The organism is Roseobacter ponti (assembly GCF_012932215.1).
GTDB lineage: Bacteria > Pseudomonadota > Alphaproteobacteria > Rhodobacterales > Rhodobacteraceae > Roseobacter > Roseobacter ponti.
Genome location: NZ_CP048788.1, coordinates 2826705 through 2843545 on the forward strand (window position 1 = coordinate 2826705; position 16841 = coordinate 2843545).

At 59.2% G+C, this 16841-nt stretch carries 18 protein-coding genes; 8 read left to right on the top strand and 10 right to left on the bottom strand.

Translation table 11 applies throughout. From position 1 onward, the window contains the following. Window positions 1-37 precede the first annotated feature (37 nt). The 5 genes from G3256_RS13355 (at window position 38) to G3256_RS13375 (ending at window position 6058) form a co-directional block, all read left to right on the top strand. Window positions 38-1372: a glutamine synthetase family protein gene (locus tag G3256_RS13355; RefSeq protein ID WP_169641291.1), complete on the top strand. Its 1335-nt coding sequence runs from the start codon at window positions 38-40 to the stop codon at window positions 1370-1372. Window positions 1373-1387: 15 nt separating this feature from the next. Then, the gene (locus G3256_RS13360; protein WP_169641292.1) at window positions 1388-2068 is read left to right on the top strand and encodes a type 1 glutamine amidotransferase; all 681 of its coding nucleotides are present in this window, start codon (window positions 1388-1390) and stop codon (window positions 2066-2068) included. Continuing rightward, window positions 2065-3423 (top strand): glutamine synthetase family protein, encoded by a 1359-nt coding sequence (locus tag G3256_RS13365; RefSeq protein WP_169641293.1) that lies wholly within the window; start codon window positions 2065-2067, stop codon window positions 3421-3423. The genes G3256_RS13360 and G3256_RS13365 overlap by 4 nt, the downstream gene beginning before the upstream one ends. A 57-nt stretch (window positions 3424-3480) precedes the next feature. Next, complete coding sequence (locus G3256_RS13370) at window positions 3481-4785, top strand: NAD(P)/FAD-dependent oxidoreductase (RefSeq protein ID WP_169641294.1); 1305 nt, start codon at window positions 3481-3483, stop codon at window positions 4783-4785. A 79-nt stretch (window positions 4786-4864) separates the two neighbouring features. Beyond that, window positions 4865-6058 carry a DegT/DnrJ/EryC1/StrS family aminotransferase gene (locus G3256_RS13375; RefSeq protein ID WP_169641295.1) on the top strand — a complete coding sequence of 398 codons (1194 nt, stop codon included), beginning with the start codon at window positions 4865-4867 and terminating at the stop codon, window positions 6056-6058. 10 nt (window positions 6059-6068) lie between these two features. On the opposite strand, the gene phaR is transcribed toward G3256_RS13375, so the two are convergent. The 3 genes from phaR to G3256_RS13390 form a co-directional block, all read right to left on the bottom strand. Continuing rightward, on the bottom strand, window positions 6069-6638 hold the full coding sequence (gene phaR / locus G3256_RS13380) for a polyhydroxyalkanoate synthesis repressor PhaR (RefSeq protein ID WP_169641296.1): 570 nt from the start codon (window positions 6636-6638) through the stop codon (window positions 6069-6071). A 136-nt stretch (window positions 6639-6774) separates the two neighbouring features. Next, window positions 6775-7218: a phasin family protein gene (locus G3256_RS13385; protein ID WP_169641297.1), complete on the bottom strand. Its 444-nt coding sequence runs from the start codon at window positions 7216-7218 to the stop codon at window positions 6775-6777. 138 nt (window positions 7219-7356) lie between these two features. Further along, complete coding sequence (locus G3256_RS13390) at window positions 7357-9162, bottom strand: PHA/PHB synthase family protein (RefSeq protein ID WP_169641298.1); 1806 nt, start codon at window positions 9160-9162, stop codon at window positions 7357-7359. Between the two features lie 108 nt (window positions 9163-9270). On the opposite strand from G3256_RS13390, the gene phaZ reads away from it, so the two are divergent. Continuing rightward, on the top strand, window positions 9271-10551 hold the full coding sequence (gene phaZ, locus G3256_RS13395) for a polyhydroxyalkanoate depolymerase (protein WP_169641299.1): 1281 nt from the start codon (window positions 9271-9273) through the stop codon (window positions 10549-10551). On the opposite strand, the gene G3256_RS13400 is transcribed toward phaZ, so the two are convergent. From G3256_RS13400 to G3256_RS13425, 6 genes are all read right to left on the bottom strand, one after another. After that, window positions 10548-11258 carry an alpha/beta fold hydrolase gene (locus G3256_RS13400; protein ID WP_169641300.1) on the bottom strand — a complete coding sequence of 237 codons (711 nt, stop codon included), beginning with the start codon at window positions 11256-11258 and terminating at the stop codon, window positions 10548-10550. The genes phaZ and G3256_RS13400 overlap by 4 nt on opposite strands. A gap of 117 nt (window positions 11259-11375) precedes the next feature. Continuing rightward, window positions 11376-12182, bottom strand: coding sequence for a substrate-binding periplasmic protein (locus tag G3256_RS13405; protein ID WP_169641301.1), 807 nt, complete (start codon window positions 12180-12182; stop codon window positions 11376-11378). Further along, on the bottom strand, window positions 12179-13240 hold the full coding sequence (locus tag G3256_RS13410) for a LysM peptidoglycan-binding domain-containing protein (protein ID WP_169641302.1): 1062 nt from the start codon (window positions 13238-13240) through the stop codon (window positions 12179-12181). The genes G3256_RS13405 and G3256_RS13410 overlap by 4 nt, the downstream gene beginning before the upstream one ends. 111 nt (window positions 13241-13351) lie before the next feature. Continuing rightward, window positions 13352-13966, bottom strand: a complete 615-nt coding sequence (locus G3256_RS13415; RefSeq protein ID WP_169642443.1) for a hypothetical protein — start codon at window positions 13964-13966, stop codon at window positions 13352-13354. 17 nt (window positions 13967-13983) lie between these two features. Further along, window positions 13984-14421, bottom strand: coding sequence for a VOC family protein (locus tag G3256_RS13420; protein WP_169641303.1), 438 nt, complete (start codon window positions 14419-14421; stop codon window positions 13984-13986). An 11-nt stretch (window positions 14422-14432) separates the two neighbouring features. Beyond that, entirely contained in the window at window positions 14433-15191 is a 759-nt protein-coding gene (locus G3256_RS13425; RefSeq protein ID WP_169641304.1) for an alpha/beta fold hydrolase, read from the bottom strand. Between the two features lie 111 nt (window positions 15192-15302). On the opposite strand from G3256_RS13425, the gene G3256_RS13430 reads away from it, so the two are divergent. Then, window positions 15303-16061 carry an ArsR/SmtB family transcription factor gene (locus G3256_RS13430; RefSeq protein WP_169641305.1) on the top strand — a complete coding sequence of 253 codons (759 nt, stop codon included), beginning with the start codon at window positions 15303-15305 and terminating at the stop codon, window positions 16059-16061. A 3-nt stretch (window positions 16062-16064) separates the two neighbouring features. After that, entirely contained in the window at window positions 16065-16481 is a 417-nt protein-coding gene (locus tag G3256_RS13435) for an MAPEG family protein (RefSeq protein WP_169641306.1), read from the top strand. Window positions 16482-16504: 23 nt separating this feature from the next. Here G3256_RS13435 and G3256_RS13440 read toward each other — a convergent pair whose 3' ends face one another. Next, the gene (locus G3256_RS13440; RefSeq protein ID WP_169641307.1) at window positions 16505-16750 is read right to left on the bottom strand and encodes a hypothetical protein; all 246 of its coding nucleotides are present in this window, start codon (window positions 16748-16750) and stop codon (window positions 16505-16507) included. Window positions 16751-16841 lie beyond the last annotated feature (91 nt).

Consider the following 16841-nt stretch of genomic DNA (forward strand, 5'->3'; position numbering starts at 1 on the left):
GGCCGCGCTGAGCGTGCTGCCTTAACACTGGTGAGATATGAAAGACTGGCTCCGCAAACACCCCGATGTCCGCACGATTCGTGTGGCCGCCTCTGACCTGAACGGACAGGCCCGTGGCAAACGTATTCCCGCCCGCTTCGCCGATACCGTTGTAAGCAACGGCACCCGATTCCCGATGTCGGTGCTGAACCTCGACATCTGGGGGGAAGATATCGACGACAGCCCGCTGGTTTTTGATTCCGGCGACCGTGACGGTGTGCTGAAACCCACAGAGCGGGGGTTTATGCCCATGCCCTGGCTGGATGCGCCGACCGCGCTTCTGCCCATCTGGATGTTTCATGAGAACGGCAAACCCTATGAAGGCGATCCGCGGCATGCGCTTCGTGCGGTGCTCGACCGGTTTAAGGCACGCGGACTGACACCGGTCTGCGCGGTTGAGCTTGAGTTTTTTCTGATCGACGATTCCGGTCGCACGCTTGAAGTGCCCGTGAGCCCGCGCTCAGGACGCCGCCGTAAGGCGGCCGAGACCCTGTCGATCCGTGCGCTCGATCAGTTCGACACCTTCTTCACCGATCTTTATGACGCCTGCGAGGAGATGGACATTCCGGCCGATACGGCCATCTCGGAGTCTGGTCTGGGCCAGTTTGAGATCAACCTGATGCATTGTGATGACGCGCTGCGCGCCGCCGACGATGCCTGGCTTTTCAAAATGCTGGTCAAAGGACTCGCCCGCCGGCACGGGTTTGCTGCGAGTTTCATGGCCAAACCCTATGAGGATTATTCGGGCTCGGGGCTGCATGTGCATTTCTCGGTGCTGGATAAAAACGGCGATAATGTCTTTGACAACGGTGGTCCCGAGGGTACCGATATGCTGCGCTACGCGGTGGCGGGCTGTCTGAACGCAATGCCGGGCTCGGCGCTGGTCTTTGCGCCGCACGCCAACAGCTTTGACCGGATGGTGCCGGGCAGTCACGCGCCGACCGGCATTTCATGGGCCTATGAAAACCGCACTTCAGCGATCCGCATTCCCTCGGGCGCACCTGCGGCGCGGCGCATCGAACACCGTGTATCGGGCGGGGATGTGAACCCCTATCTGATGCTGGCTGCTGTTCTGGGGGCTGCGATCAACGGTATTGAGGATGGCAAAGAGCCACCTGCCCCGATCACCGGCAATGCCTATTCGGCCGACCTTCCGCAGATACCAGGGGACTGGAAAACCGCGATCGATACCTTTGAGGGCTGTTCCGAAATCGCGCGGATTTTTTCACCGGAGCTTGTGCGCAATTTTGTTCTGACCAAACGCCAGGAGCTGCATTATATGCAGGAACTGACACCGTCGGAGCAGGTAACCATATATCTCGATACAGTGTGAAGACACGGAGGTGATATGAAAATCGGTGTTCTCGTCACCGGGCATCCGCCCGAAAACATGCGCGAAAACGGCGCGTATGATCAGTATTTTGCCCGCCTGCTGGAGGGTCACGGCTTTGAGATCGAAGGCTGGGCCGTCGTTGACGGGCAGTTTCCGCCCGGCATTGACGCAGCAGACGGGTGGCTGATCACCGGCTCAAAGCACGGCGCATATGAAGATCACGACTGGATCCCCCCGCTTGAAGAGTTCATCCGCGCGGCATGGGCGGCCGGCAAGCCAATGATCGGCGTGTGTTTCGGCCATCAGATCATCGCCCAGGCGATGGGCGGCCGGGTTGAGAAATTTGCCGGCGGATGGTCGGTCGGCCGCACCGGATATCAGATGGACGGCAAAACCGTTACGATAAACGCGTGGCACCAGGATCAGGTCACCGAACGCCCCGAAATGGCCGAAGTCTTTGCCAGCACCGCCTTCTGCGAAAACGCCGGACTGCTTTATGGCGATACGTTCTGGACCATTCAGCCGCATCCCGAATATGACGCTGATTTCATTGACGGGCTGATCCGCACCCGAGGCAAAGGCGTTGTGCCGGATGATCTGCTTGAGGCCGCTTCCGCACTGCTTGACCAGCCGACCGACCGGATGGAAGTGGCCCGGACGATGGCTGATTTTTTCACGAAAGCGAGGACGCGATGAGCGACTGGACCGACGGGCTGCCGGAGGCGGCGCAGGCCTATCTTGAAGGGCGCAGGCTTGATGAGGTGGAGTGTATCATTTCCGATCTGCCGGGCATTGCGCGCGGCAAGGCCGTGCCGGCGACGAAATTTGCACGCCAGGAATACTTTCACCTGCCTGACAGCATCTTTTATCAGACCATCACCGGCGACTGGGGTGAAGCGGCCGGCGAGGACGGGTTCATCGAACGTGATATGGTTCTGCGCCCGGACATGAGCACCGCAACTGCCGCACCCTGGACCGGTGACTGGACGCTGCAGGTGATCCACGATGCCTTTGACCGCAACGGCGAGGCTGTGGCCTGCAGCCCGCGCAATGTGCTGCGCCGCGTCTGCCAGCTCTATGAAGAAAAAGGCTGGAAGCCGGTTGTGGCGCCGGAAATGGAGTTTTTCCTCGTTGCCCGCAACACCGACCCCGGACACGACATCAAACCGATGATGGGCCGGTCGGGCCGGCCCGCCGCCGCCCGCCAGGCCTATTCTATGACCGCCGTGGATGAATTCGGCCCTGTCATCGACGATATTTATGATTTTGCCGAGGCTCAGGGTTTTGAGATCGACGGAATCACCCAGGAGGGCGGTGCCGGACAGCTTGAGATCAACCTGCGCCACGGCAATCCGGTGAAACTTGCCGATGAGGTTTTCTACTTTAAACGGCTCATCCGCGAAGCCGCACTCCGGCACGACTGCTTTGCGACGTTTATGGCCAAACCGATCGCGGACGAGCCCGGGTCGGCCATGCACATTCATCATTCGATTCTCGATGCAAAGACCGGAGAGAATATCTTTTCCGGACCGGATGACGAAGAAACCGACGAATTTTACCATTTCATCGCCGGGCTGCAGAACCACATGCCCGATGCGATGGCTGTGATTGCGCCCTATGTGAACAGCTACCGGCGCTACGTGAAAGACAGTGCGGCACCGATCAATCTTGAATGGGCCCGGGACAACCGCACCACGGGTATCCGGGTGCCGCTGGCGAGCCCTGCCGCCCGGCGTGTCGAAAACCGGCTCGCCGGTATGGACTGCAATCCATACCTCGGGATCGCGGCAAGCCTCGCCTGCGGCTATCTCGGCCTGACCGATCAACGCAAACCAAAGCCGGAATTCAAAGGCGACGCCTATGAGGGCGATGGTGATATACCGCAGGTTCTGGGCTCTGCGCTTGATCTTTTCGAAGAGGCGCAGGCGCTGCACGCAGTGCTCGGCCCTGAGTTTGCGCGGGTCTATGCCATCGTGAAACGCGCAGAATATGAAGAGTTCCTGCAGGTGATCTCCCCCTGGGAGCGCGAACACCTGCTGCTCAACGTGTGACCTGCTGCGCGGCCTGACCGCGCAGCCTCCCCCATTTTTCCAAGAGAAGGCCGTGGCATGGATCTTCTGTATGCAAATGACACTCAGGGTACGTACCCGCCAAGCTGGTATGCGGCGACGGCTGACCCACCCGACGTCCGGCCTGCGCCCGACGGCGATATCACGGCAGACGTCTGTGTCATCGGCGGCGGCTATACCGGGCTTTCCGCAGCCCTGCACCTGGCGCAGGCGGGCGTGTCGGTTGTGCTGCTCGAAGCGCACCGGGTCGGCTTTGGCGCGTCCGGGCGCAATGGCGGTCAGCTTGGCAGCGGGCAGCGGATAGATCAGACAAAACTGGAAAAGATGGTCGGAGACGGCCCGGCCCGCGCGCTCTGGGATCTGGGCGAAGACGCCAAGGCGCTGGTGCGCGATCTGGTGGCAAAACATGACATTGACTGCCACCTGAAGCCGGGCATCGCCTGGACGGCGTCGAATGCGGCGGATGTGGCTGACCTGCACGGCTATGCAGAGCATCTGCAAAAGCACTATGGATATGATCAGATCTCACCGCTTGATGCAGAGGCCTGCCACGCCATCTGCCCGTCGCCGGATTACAAAGGGGGCACGCTGGATACGGGTGCGGGCCATCTGCATCCGCTGGCCTTTGCTCTGGGGCTCGCGCGGGCAGCGGAAGAAGCCGGCGTCCGGATTTTCGAAAACGCGCGGGTGACGGACATCCGCAAAGGCGATCCGGCGGTGGTCACCACCCGAACGGCGCGCGTAACGGCCGGCCATGTCGTGCTGGGCTGCAACGGGTACCTGTCGGGCATTGCACCGGCTGTGACGTCGCGTGTGATGCCGATCAATAATTTCATCGTGGCGACCGAACCTCTGGGGGACGAAGCAGCGCGGGTCCTGAAACGGGATATTGCCGTGGCTGACAGCCGGTTTGTCGTGAACTACTTCCGTCTGTCGCATGACAGGCGCCTGCTCTTTGGTGGCGGCGAAAGCTATGGCTATCGGTTCCCGGAGGATATCGAAGCGACAGTGCGCAAACCGATGCACATCATTTTTCCCCATATGAAAGACGTGAAGATTGATTACGCCTGGGGCGGCACGCTGGGCATTACCATGAAACGCTTCCCCTATCTGACCCGGATCGCGCCCAACATCCTGTCCGCATCAGGGTATTCAGGCCATGGCGTCGGCACGGCCACCCATGCGGGTAAGCTCATGGCCGAAGCGATCCGCGGGCAAAATGACGGGTTTGACACGATGAGCCGGATCCCCACGCCCGCCTTTCCGGGCGGCGGCACCCTCAGGACACCACTGCTGATCCTTGCGATGACCTGGTATGCAATGCGCGACAGACTGGGCATCTGACGCGGTCACAAAAGATTCACTTGTCGGTTGCAGCCATGTCATTTATTATTTCCAAAACTTAGATTAAGGAAATGCAAATATGACACTGCCGGATATGCATACTGCCGAGCCGATCCCCGAGGCTGCGCGGTCCGAAATCGACCGCCTTCTGCAGACCGGAGATCTCTTTCGCTATACTGCGGCGGCGGACGCTCCGGTCTCATTGCTGGAAAGTGAATTTGCACAGATGATGGGCAGCAGATACGCGCTTGCGGTGTCTTCCTGTTCGGCAGCATTGTTTCTGTCACTTAAATCGCTGGGACTGACGCCGGGTGCGCGGGTGCTGATCCCCGGGTTTACCTTTGCGGCGGTCCCCTCCTCTGTCGTGCACGCCGAATGTGTGCCCGTGCTCTGCGAAGTTGGCGAAAACTACCGCATTGATCTGACTGATTTCGAAGCCCGTCTGAAAGACAACATCAGCGCTGTGATCATCAGCCACATGCGCGGGCATACCTCCGACATGGGTGCGATCATGGCGCTGTGCGACGCGGCGGATATTCCGGTCATCGAGGACGCTGCACACTCGCTGGGCACCGTCTGGCGGGGTCGGAAAATTGGTACCATTGGCCGGGTCGGATGCTTTTCCTTTCAGTCCTATAAGATGGTCAACGCAGGCGAAGGCGGCATTCTGATCACTGACGATGCCGATCTTGTGGCACGGGCCATCATTATGTCGGGCGCTTATGAACATAACTGGAAGAAACACCCGGTTCTGCACGACGCTTTTGCCCGCTGGCAGAACCAGCTGCCGCTTTACAATTTGCGCCTGAACAACCTTTCCGCCGCGCTGATCCGCCCGCAGCTTGACGCCCTGCCACAGCGGGTCGCGGACGGCAGGCGCAATCATGATTACGTTGCCGCAAGGTTGAATGCCGCGCGCTATTTCGACGTGCCGGACCCTTTGCCCGGCGAAGAGCGCGCGCCTGACAGCATACAGTTCAATATTCAGGAGCTCAGTGACGCGGAAATCCGCGCTTTTGCGACGGCGGCTGATGCTGCCGGCGTCAAGGTCCAGGTCTTCGGCCAGAGCACGGATAACGCGCGCGCCTTCTGGAACTGGAAATTCGTGCCGGATCTGCCGGAGCTGCCAAAGACCCGGTCCATGCTGATGCGCGCCTGCGATGTGCGCCTGCCCGTGCGGCTGACCCGCGACGAGCTTGATGCCGTCACCAGTGTTCTGATCAGCGCGATGAAATCAGTTACGTCGTCTCAGCCTGCCAGCAAAGTCGCCTGAGCAGGCAGGGTTATTTCAGCCGGGACAGTTTGTCCTGCAGTTCCGACAGCTGTTTCTTGATTGCATCGAGGTCTTCGCCACCGGCCTCTTCTTCGGTGCCGGCAGCAGCCTCGCCCTGTTCGGACCAGCCCGTGCTGCCGGGTGTAAGACCACCCGTCATTGCCTTCATGAAGGCTTTCTGCTGCGCCTGCATCAGCTCGAAACCGGGCATTTTTGCCATCGGGTTCATGGCGTTCATTTTGTCCATCATCTGGCTCTGACCATCGCGCAGCATCTCAAAAGAGGCCTGAAGAAACTGCGGCACGACACTCGCGCCCGGCGTCATATAGCTGCGCACCAGATCGTTGAGTACATCCACCGGCAGGACACTTTCGCCCCGGCTTTCGTGTTCTGCGATGATCTGCAGAAGATACTGGCGGGTCAGATCGTCACCGGATTTCAGATCAACGATCTGGACCTCACGTCCGCCGCGGATGAAACCTGCGATATCGTCCAGCGTGACATAATCGCTGGTTTCGGTGTTATACAGGCGCCTGCTGGCGTATCGCTTGATCAGCAATGGTTTTTCTTGATCCGCCACAGGCTTTCTCCCCGGTGTGAGTGCTGCATTGCAGCTTAGGGGACTGTTTTACAAAAAGAAAGGGCAGGCTGTTACCAGCCCGCCCTCGAATTTTGTGCCTTTTCAGGGAGGAAGCGGCACAAAAACCGTATCGGATTTACTTCGCAGTTGCTTTTTTAACGGCGGCAGATGCGTCGTTTGTCGCTTTTTTGACAGCGGCAGTTGCGTCTTCGCTCATGTCTTTGCCGGCAGCCATCATCAGCTCAACTGTGTCCATCTGTGCTTTTTTCGCGATCTCGGCGAAAGCAGCCATGTGCTCAGCAGCGGACTCGGAGTATGCGGAAGCGAAATCGGTCATCGCTTTTGCGTAATCAACCGGCTCTTTTTTCGCTTTTGCCATGTCGGCCAGCTTCGCCAGTGTTTCCTGGGTCCATTTGCTGGAGATCTCGGTGGATTTCTCAGCAGCTGTCAGCGCAACGCCGGACAGTTTCTCGTTCAGAGTTGCGGATGTTTTGAAGGCATCTTCAAATGCGGCTGTGTCAACCGGGAATGCGCCCATTACGTCTTTGAATACTGCGGTCATGTCAGGTGTCTTGCTCATGTCTTTTCCTTTCCTCGCATCTTCGGGATCATCCCGTTTTTCTGCGTCTGCAAACTATATAGATGCCGCAGCGCAGCATTACAAGGATATTTTTCTGCAGTGCAGCAAAAAAATCCGATCAGGGAAAAGTATTTAAAATCAGCTGGTTGCTTTGATGGCTACGTATGTACCGGGCGCTTCGCAGAGCACGGGATGGGTCGAATCGCCTGGTATCCGGGCCTGAATCATCGTCCCGGAGCGCTTTTTCAGCCACTTTTCCCACCGCGGCCACCATGAGCCTTCGGTGAAATCTGCGGCCTTCAGCCAGTCGGCGTGGTCAGGGCTCATGTCAGCGTTGGTGTAATGGCCGTATTTCTTTTTGCTCGGCGGATTGACGATCCCGGCGATGTGGCCGGATTCCGTGACAATAAAGGTTTTGTCTTTTGAACCCATCTTCTGCACGCCACGATAACAGTCTTTCCAGGCTGCAATGTGGTCGGTTTCGCAGGCAACAGAACAGACCGGCACGTCAATATCCGTCAGCTGCAGCCTGTGCCCCATCAGATCAAAACCGCCCTGAGCAAGCTCGTTGCGCTGGCAGAGCCCGCGCAGATACTGTTTGGCCATTTTGCCAGGCAGGTTGGCCCCGTCCCCGTTCCAGTAGAGCAGATCAAAGGCGGGCGGCGTTTCACCCATCATATAGCTGCGGATGGCAGGCGAGTAGATCAGGTCATTCGAGCGCAGAAACGAAAAGGTCCGCGCCATGATCACCGAAGGCAGAATGCCCTTGTCATCGATCTCCTCTTCGATCCCGTCGATGAAATCATTGGTCAGGAAGGGCGCGAATTCGCCCTGGTCCGAGAAATCCGTGAGGGCGGTGAAGAAGGTTGCCGATTTAACAGATTTGTCGCCACGCTGTTTCATCAGCGACAGGGTCAGCGACAGTGTTGTGCCGGCGATGCAGTATCCGACAACATTGACCTGCTTCTCGCCGGTGATCTTTTTTACCTCGCCGATCGCGGTCAGGTACCCCTGCTCTATATAGTTCTCAAGCCCGATGTCGCTGTAAGTTGCGTCCGGGTTGATCCAGGACACCATGAAGACGGTGTAGCCCTGATCGGCCAGCCACTTCACCAGGCTGTTCTGCGCCTTCAGATCGAGGATGTAGAATTTGTTGATCCAGGGTGGAAAGATCACAAGCGGGATTTTGTGCACTTTTTCGGTGGTCGGTGTGTACTGGATTATCTCCATCATCGGGTTACGGAAGACAACCGAGCCGGGGCTCGTCGCTATATTGCGCCCGAGTTCAAAGGCCTGCTCATCGGCCAGTTTGACCACCATCTCGCCGTTGTTGGCTTCCAGATCGCGGATCAGATTTTCAAGCCCCTGAACGAGGCTCTGGCCTTCTGTCTCGATCGCCTTTTCCAGCGCATCCGGATTTGTGGCCAGAAAATTCGTGGGCGACATCATGTCGATAATCTGCTGCGAGAAATACTTCAGCCGGTTTTTCTCAGCGGGTTCCATATCGGTCACATCGCTCACCGCCTGAGAAAGGGCGCTCGCGTTGATCAGGTACTGCTGCTTTACAAAATTGAAATACGGATGCGTATCCCAGAGCGGGTTGGCGAACCTGCGATCGCGCGGGCCTGCATCCTGAGGGGCTTCGAGTTTGCCCCTCGCCAGCGTCTGCTGCGCCTCAACAAAATGCTTCATCGTCTCAGACCAGTAATCCATCTGATGCTCAAGCACTTTGGCGGGGTTGTTAACCATTTCAGACCAGTAGGCCTGGGCTGCCTTTCCAAAAAGTTCCTGATTCGGAGCGTCGAGTGACGGATTATGTCCCTTTCGGTTCGTCATAACGCGATGCAGGCGCTCTGAGAGTTCCTCAACTTTCTTAAGGTTTCGGGTCATACGCTCCAGGTTTTCGATACCGGGAGTCTCATCAAGATCAGTTCTTGTTGTCATATTTACTTTTCCCTCGTATGTTGCACCTGCAGCATTTGGTCGTTGGCTTCAGGGGGCGAAGCGACTGCGTGTTCCGGTGCGCCCGGATTATCATCAAGGAGACCCCTCATGCGCTATATGGCCACTTACGACTTAATGGAAACGGTTCGCAATACGAACCAGTGGCTTGGCGCATCGGCCCTTGCGATGGCATCATATCCTGCCTTCTCCCTCATTCCAAACCCTGCAATCGCCTGGACACGCGCCTGGGGCGAGGTAACTGAGCGCACGTTTCAGCGGATGATTGTGAAACCTGACTGGAACATCCCCCCCGTGCCCAGCGATGACGGGCAGGACCATGTTGTCACAACCGAAGCCGTAATTGAACGGGACTTCGGCGATCTGCTCCATTTTGTGGTTCAGGGCCGCCCCACGCCGAAACGCAAAGTTCTGCTGGTCGCGCCGATGTCCGGCCATTATGCAACTTTGCTGCGGTCCACCGTGATCAGCATGCTGCCTGATGCCGACCTCTACATCACCGACTGGCACAATGCGCGCGATATTCCGGTCAGCGCGGGCAAGTTCGATATCGAGGATTACACGCTCTATCTGGTCGACTTCATGCGCGAAATGGGCCCGGATACACATGTGATCGCGGTCTGCCAGCCTGCCCCGCTCACGCTGGCGGCAACCGCCTATCTGGCCGAAGAAGACCCCGACGCACAGCCGCGCAGCCTCACGCTGATCGGCGGCCCGATTGACCCCAACGCGACACCGACCGACGTGACTGACTTTGGCCACCGGGTTACGATGGGTCAGCTTGAAGAGCTGATGATCCAGCGGGTCGGTTTTAAATACCCCGGTGTGGGCCGCATGGTTTACCCCGGTCTGCTGCAGCTGAACTCTTTTATTTCAATGAACTTCGAGACCCATTTCCGGGCTTTCCGCGACCAGATCGCCCGCGTGGCGCAGAACGACGCTCAGGAACATGACAAGCACAACAAGTTTTATGACGAATACCTTGCGGTCATGGATATGACTGCTGAGTTTTATCTGTCCACGGTCGAGCGCATTTTCAAAAACGGCGAGATCGCGCGCAACGAATTCGTTGTGGCGGGCAAGAAAGTCGACATCGGGAAAATCACGACCGTCGCGGTGAAAACGGTCGAAGGCACGAAAGACGACATCTCAGCACCCGGCCAGTGTGTTGCGGCTCTCGCACTCTGCACGGGCCTCCCGGACTCCAAAAAGGCCAGCCATCTTGAGGAAGGTGCAGGTCATTACGGGATTTTTGCGGGTAAAAGCTGGCGGCGGAATATCCGCCCGCTCGTGCTGGATTTCATCGATGCCAACAGCCCGAAACCTCAGGCGAAAACGCGAAAACCTGCCAACCGAAACTCAGCGGCCTAACGCAGCACCAGCGGCTGCGCGAGCCACTCGCGCAGGGCGGCCGTGGTCTCTTCAGGCTCTTCAAGCGGTGGAAGATGCCCGGAGTTTTCCAGCACGCGCAGTGTGGCGCCCGGGATCAGTTCTGACATGAATTCGTGGCGCCTTACCGGGCAGAGCGTATCATGTGCGCCGCAGAGCACCAGTGCAGGCACCTTGCACAGGCGCAGCGTTTTCTGCTGATCCCGCCGTCTTTGCAAGGCGCGTGACTGGCGTACAAACACGTCCGGTCCCAGTGCAGCGGCCATGTCCATCACCAGATCCAGCACCTCGGCACGACCCGGACCCGGCGCAAGGTACTTCGGTTTCATCTCTTCTCGCATGACATCCAGCATTCTGCCGGAACGTGCCGCGACGATCTGCGGTTCGCGGGCGGCGGCAATCTGAGGTGTTTCGGGCAGCGGGTTTGTGTCCATCAAGGCGATGCGGCTGACCCGTTCGGGCGCGCGGCGCAACAGTTCCATCGCCACGATGCCGCCCATGCTTAGCCCTGCCAGTGCGAAGCGGCGCGGCAACTGATCAAGCAGGCCCGAGGCAATCTCTTCCATCCGGTCACCGCGGGTGATCGGTGCACAGATGACAACGGTATCAGATGAAAGCGCCGCGATCTGAGGTGCAAAAAGGCGCGCATCACACATCATTCCAGGCAGCAACACGAGTGGTTCTGTCATGACACATGCGCCTTCAGACTGTTTAACGGATAGTCAACTACGACAGGTCATTCTTAGCGCCGCGCACACCGGAGAGCCAGCGGCAAAATCGCGCGCGCCTCTCCCACGACCCCTCCGTCACTGCCTGATCTCATCCCAGTAGAGCCCCAGATGCCGCTCGATGATCCCGGCATATCTGCCGGATTCGCGCAGCCGCGCAAGCCCGGCATTCAGACGGTAAAGATGCGCCGTGGCCCGCCAGTGGGACCGTGAGATCACCACGTGCAGGCTCTGCTCCGAGAGCGGTCGCGGCAGGGGGACAACGGACTCGGTCAGATCCTCCCGGAAAAGCTCATTCACGCCGCGGAATTCATCCAGCGCCACCGCATCCACCGCGCCGTCCATCAGCATTTCAAAGCAGTCTGCCGCGCGGGGCGGCTGTTTCAGCGTGATCAGATCACGGCTCAGCCAGCGCCGGTCCGGGCGTTCGAGATCATGGGTGAACAGGCCGGCGGGGCGGCACAGGACCCGACCGTGAAGATCGGCATCCTTTTCAAAGTCAAACTGCCTGTCGGTCCGGGTGAAGAGCAGCACAACGACCTGGGCCAGAGCGTCGGAGAAATGGTACGTGCGACAGTGCTCGTTATCGTGCTGCTGCCCGTCGCAATCGGGGCGCGCCCAGGCAAATCCCATGTCGGTCTGTGCACGCGCCACCCGGGCCGCGCCGGCCGCACGGTCGCTTTCCCAGAGGATGTCGAACGGCAACGGATCGGGCGCATTGCTGAGCGCTGTTTCGATAATTTCCGTGACCATGCCACGCCCGGGCCAGTCGGGATCCGCGAAAGGCGCATCATCGGGCGAGGCGACCAGCGTTATGCCGGCTCCGGACGCAGCTGCCGCCGTGCACGCGAAGTACAGCCCGGCTACTGCGGCGCGCCCCTTCACAATCCGGCCCAGACGGCGGCCATGTGCCGCTCAAGAATATCCTGAAACGCGCCGGTCGCCCGGATATCGCGCAGCCCTGAGTTAAAAGCGCTTATCACGTCGCGCGCCCGCGGGGACGCTTGCGGCGCAGCCGCGTGCAGGGTCACAATGGCCACCGGTGATTTGCTGAGTGCAACGATCTCGCGTTCCCGCCCTGCGGCTGCCAGAGCCGCCCGTCCGGTGAACTCATTGAGCATCACGGTATCGACGACGCCCTCGTCGAGCAGCGCAAAACAGGCGTCCGTACCCGCGGCCCGTACGATGCTGACGAGCCCGTGGGCCAGCCAGTTTTTCCCACCGGCGTCCAGAACATGCACCGGTTGCCCTGCAGGCCGGCAGATCTTTTTGCCGCGCAGATCCGCTGCACCCGCCAGCGGCACCGGCGCGCTTTCGGGTACAAAAAACACCATGAGCATCTCAAAAAGCGGGTCTGAATAGAGGAAATCCCGGCATAGCGTGCTGAGGTCACCGGGCAGGCATTCAGGGCGGATTACAGGAAAGATCAGATCGGACACCAGAGCTGCATCAACGAGCCCGGGACCGCCGAAAATCACGTCCCGGTCGGGAAGGCCCGCGCGCAGTGCATTCCGGATGAGCTCAGTTATCATGCCACCGCCCGCCCTACGGTCATCGACAAAGGGCGGCAGGGTCGCGGTCTGTGTCACGATAAGCGGCTCAGGCGGAGCGGGCTCTGCCTCGGGTGCAACAGGGTCGGAAAGGGGGCCGGGCGCCGCATCGGCCTCGGTCAGTTCAGGTGCGCCGGCGCCCGGTTCCTCGCCGCCGAAGCATGGCAGCGACAGACGGCTACCGACAAAAATACGGTCAGGATCGGGTCCGATGACGTCACGGTTTGCCGCGTAAAGATCAGTCCACAAAAAGGCGTTGTCGTACTGGCGCGCGGCGATCACCGAGAGGCTGTCACCGGGGCGTACCTGATAGCTGGTCCCGCATGTCTGCGCTGCAGCGCCGCCGGCAAAAACCGCTATCAGAACAAACGACAGCACCAGCGCCCTGTTCATGAATCACCCCCCTGAAACATCGGATAGTCTGCGCAAAAGGCGGCTTTAGGGTCAACAATCAATCTACATATGGTGTAAGATTTACGAGTTATCCACAAGATGACCGATATTTCAGGGGTATTCGATACCGCGGAGGGGCGGGAAATCCGCATAGCGCGCTTTGCGTTCCGCTCTGGTCTCACAACTTTGCGCGCCAGCGCGCAACAGCATTCCCCGGGGAGCGATATAGCTTGAAATCGTGCGATGCGGTACAGGCCGCCATGTCAGGTTGAACGCTGCGAGCTTCGGGAAAAACCATATCTCGGAATAGGGCAGATGATCGTGAATCCACCACGCCAGATCGCGCCAGTCGCGGCCCGCGGCGTATCGGTCAGCGAACCAGGGCACCACGAGAGACGTGCCCGCAATGGCCTCATCTGCTGAGCCGCGATCCCAGATGTGGCATTCCAGCGGGTTGTCGTTGCGCGCGCAGTTGAGGTTGTTTTCGTTGCCAAATCTGTTCAGAGCAGCCGAACGGTACCCTGAACGGATGGCAATGCGGCCAAAGGTTTCTTCCAGAGGATCAAGCAGTTCTGTACAGAGCCGGCGACCGTTTTCGATGGCGAGGTCAGGATCGTCTGGGATGTTCGGAATACCGTGAAAACTGCTGATCTCGGAGCACAGGAAATCGCGCATATAGAAATGCCTCGAAAGTCGCACACGCCCGAGGGTCTCGAGGCTCCACATGCTGGCCGGGCGGCGCATCAGTCTGGCTCTCCGTATCCGGTCCAGCGGAACGCACCATCAGCACGCAAAGGGGAAAAGGGATTATACGCGATCTCCCATATGTGGCCCTCGGGATCAGAAAAATATCCATGGTCCCCGCCCCAGAAGACGTCCTGGGCAGGTTTGAGGATACGCGCCCCGGCGGCTTCAGCGCGTGCCAGAAGTACCGCGACCTCGTCTTTCGCGCGCACATTATGTGCCAGCGTGACAGCGCCCCGGCCAAGTGTTTCGGGCGCCACGCCGATGTCTTCGGCCAGTTTGTCGATCGGATAGAGACCCAGCGTCTGTCCCGAAAGATCAAATGCGATCACGCCGTCAGGTCCCGGTGTCCTCTCCCAGCCGAGGCTTTCGTAGAACGCCGCCAGCAACGCTGTGTCTGCGGCGCCGAGGGTGATCAGGCTGATGCGCTGCTCCATTGCGATGTCTTTCAGGTGGCAGCTGCAAGGCGGAGTACGTCAGTCACAGCGGCCTCAATAAGACCGAGACAGGGCCCGTCGGAAAACCGGTGGTCGGCATCCTTGACCAGGAGCAACCGCATGTCCGGGCTTATCGCATGGTCCAGAAGGCGCAACGCTGTCTGCGTGCTGACCGCCGTGTCGGCTGTTCCCTGAAGGCAGCGGACGGCAAAGGGCAGATCAAGCGGTGAGCGCAGCACGAGGTTGTCGCGGCCGTCGGCGATCATGCGCTGCGTGACCACGTAGGGCTCCATGTAATCGGACGGCAGTTCGACACGCCCTTCTGACTCAAGTTGTGATTTCTGCGTATCCGAGAAGGACGCCCAGTAGCCATCTTCGGTGAAATCAGGCGCAGCTGCGATGGTGACCAGACCTGCAATTCTGTCAGGCACAGCCCGGGCCAGCAAAAGCGCCTGCCAGCCCCCCATCGACGAGCCGACAGGGGCCATGGGACCGGTGATCAGTGCACCGGTAATGGCGCGCGTATCCTCTGCCCAGTCACCGATTGCACCCTCCTCAAACGCACCGGATGAAAGGCCGTGGCCGGAGTAATCAAACCTCAGGAAGGCGCGCCCCGTCCGGCGCGCCCAGGCCTCAAGATGCAGGGCCTTTGTGCCCTCCATGTCGGACTTCAGACCGCCCAGAAACACCACGCAGGGGCCCTCGCCCGGGGTGAGGTGATATGCCAGCCGCCTGCCCTGTGGCGTTTCAAAAGTCTCGGGTGAGGTCATGCGCGCATCCTTTTGGCAATGATGCGTCAGCACCGCGGGCAACCGCAACGTCAAACTGAAAATTTACGTGACTCTATTGTCACGTGACTATTAAGTAACCTATAAGGACACATGGATTCGATCTTCAAAGCTCTCGCCGATCCGGTGCGCAGACAGGTGCTTGACAGCCTGCGTGCCAGCCCCGGTCAGAGCCTTGCCGAGTTGTCTGACCAGTTCGAGATGTCGCGCTTTGGTGTGATGAAACATCTTGGTGTGCTGCAGGACGCCCGGCTGATCGCGACCTACAAAAAGGGACGGTTCAAATACCACTACCTGAACGCCGTGCCTTTGCAGGAAATGACAGATCGCTGGATCGGGCCCCTGCTCGAACAACCGGCGGCACGAGCGGTGACTGACCTTAAAACCCAGTTGGAAGGACCACCGGACATGACCAGACCCGACTTTATGATGCAGATCTATATTCACTGTACCCAGGATGCTTTGTGGCACGCGCTTACCGACCCGGAGGCAAATGCCGCCTATAACTTCGTCGCCGGCAGCTGCGTCCGCGAAGGCAGTCAGCTGATTTTCCGAACCCCGGACAATGCGGTGATGCTGATCCTGACCGAGACCAGGCTGACGCCTGAAACGCGTGTGGAAAGCACGTTCGAGCCACACTGGGCGGGGCCTGACGTGCCGCTGACGGCTTCACGTTTTGTTTATATTATCGAGCCACAGGGTGAAAACTGCCTGCTAACGCTGGAGCACTATGACATTCCGGCAGGTCAGGAAGGTGTGGCCGACGGATGGCACCGCACGCTGGCCGGGTTAAAGACATGGCTGGAGACCGGGCAGACCGTCAAATTCTCGCATCAGACGGCGGAGACGTGAAACATGGTTCACCACACCCTCTCAACCGAACTCGGTGTTGTCGTGCTTCTGGCTGTTCTCGCAGCGTCCCTGTGGATCCCCTACATCATCGGCGTGAATATGCATCCACAGGCGGAAAACGACGCCTTTGTGCGCCCCCCAGCGCTCAGCGGCTTTCCCGCATGGGTACACCGGGCGCATCGCGCGCATCTCAATCTGCTGGAACAGCTTTTGCCCTTTGCCATCCTGGTGCTGGTCGTTGACCGGCTGGACGGCTATTCCGCGCTCACATGGTGGGCCGCGGTCATTTTTCTGGGTCTGCGGGTTACACATGCTGCCGGCATGATCACCGGCACTGCGCGGATGCCGCTCCGACCGTTGATCTTCACAGCCGGATGGTTGTGCTGCCTCGCGATGGCGGCGGCGGTTTTTATGGCGTAGCTTCCGTTACCGGCAGAACGGGATCAGCCACTGACATAAGGGGTCGTGCCCGGGCGGTAGAAAACTTTCTGATTGTGGAGCCGGCCGAGCAGTTCTTCGTTTTCGCGCTGGTCGGCTTCAATTACCGACACAGACTGCAGGTCGGCCGGGTTCTCATCAGAGAGTGCCAGCCGCATCCGGCCCAGTTCGCGACCGCGGGCACGCAGCGCCTCTTCGATCAGGTCCACGTCATGAATGCTCAGCTCGAAGTTTTTGTTATAGCGCGGCATGGCAGGCTCCAGGTTCTCACCGGTACGATCCCGGTATGTCGGATTTAACATGCAAAACGTCGCAGTCAACGTATTCTTCGGTATACCCGTC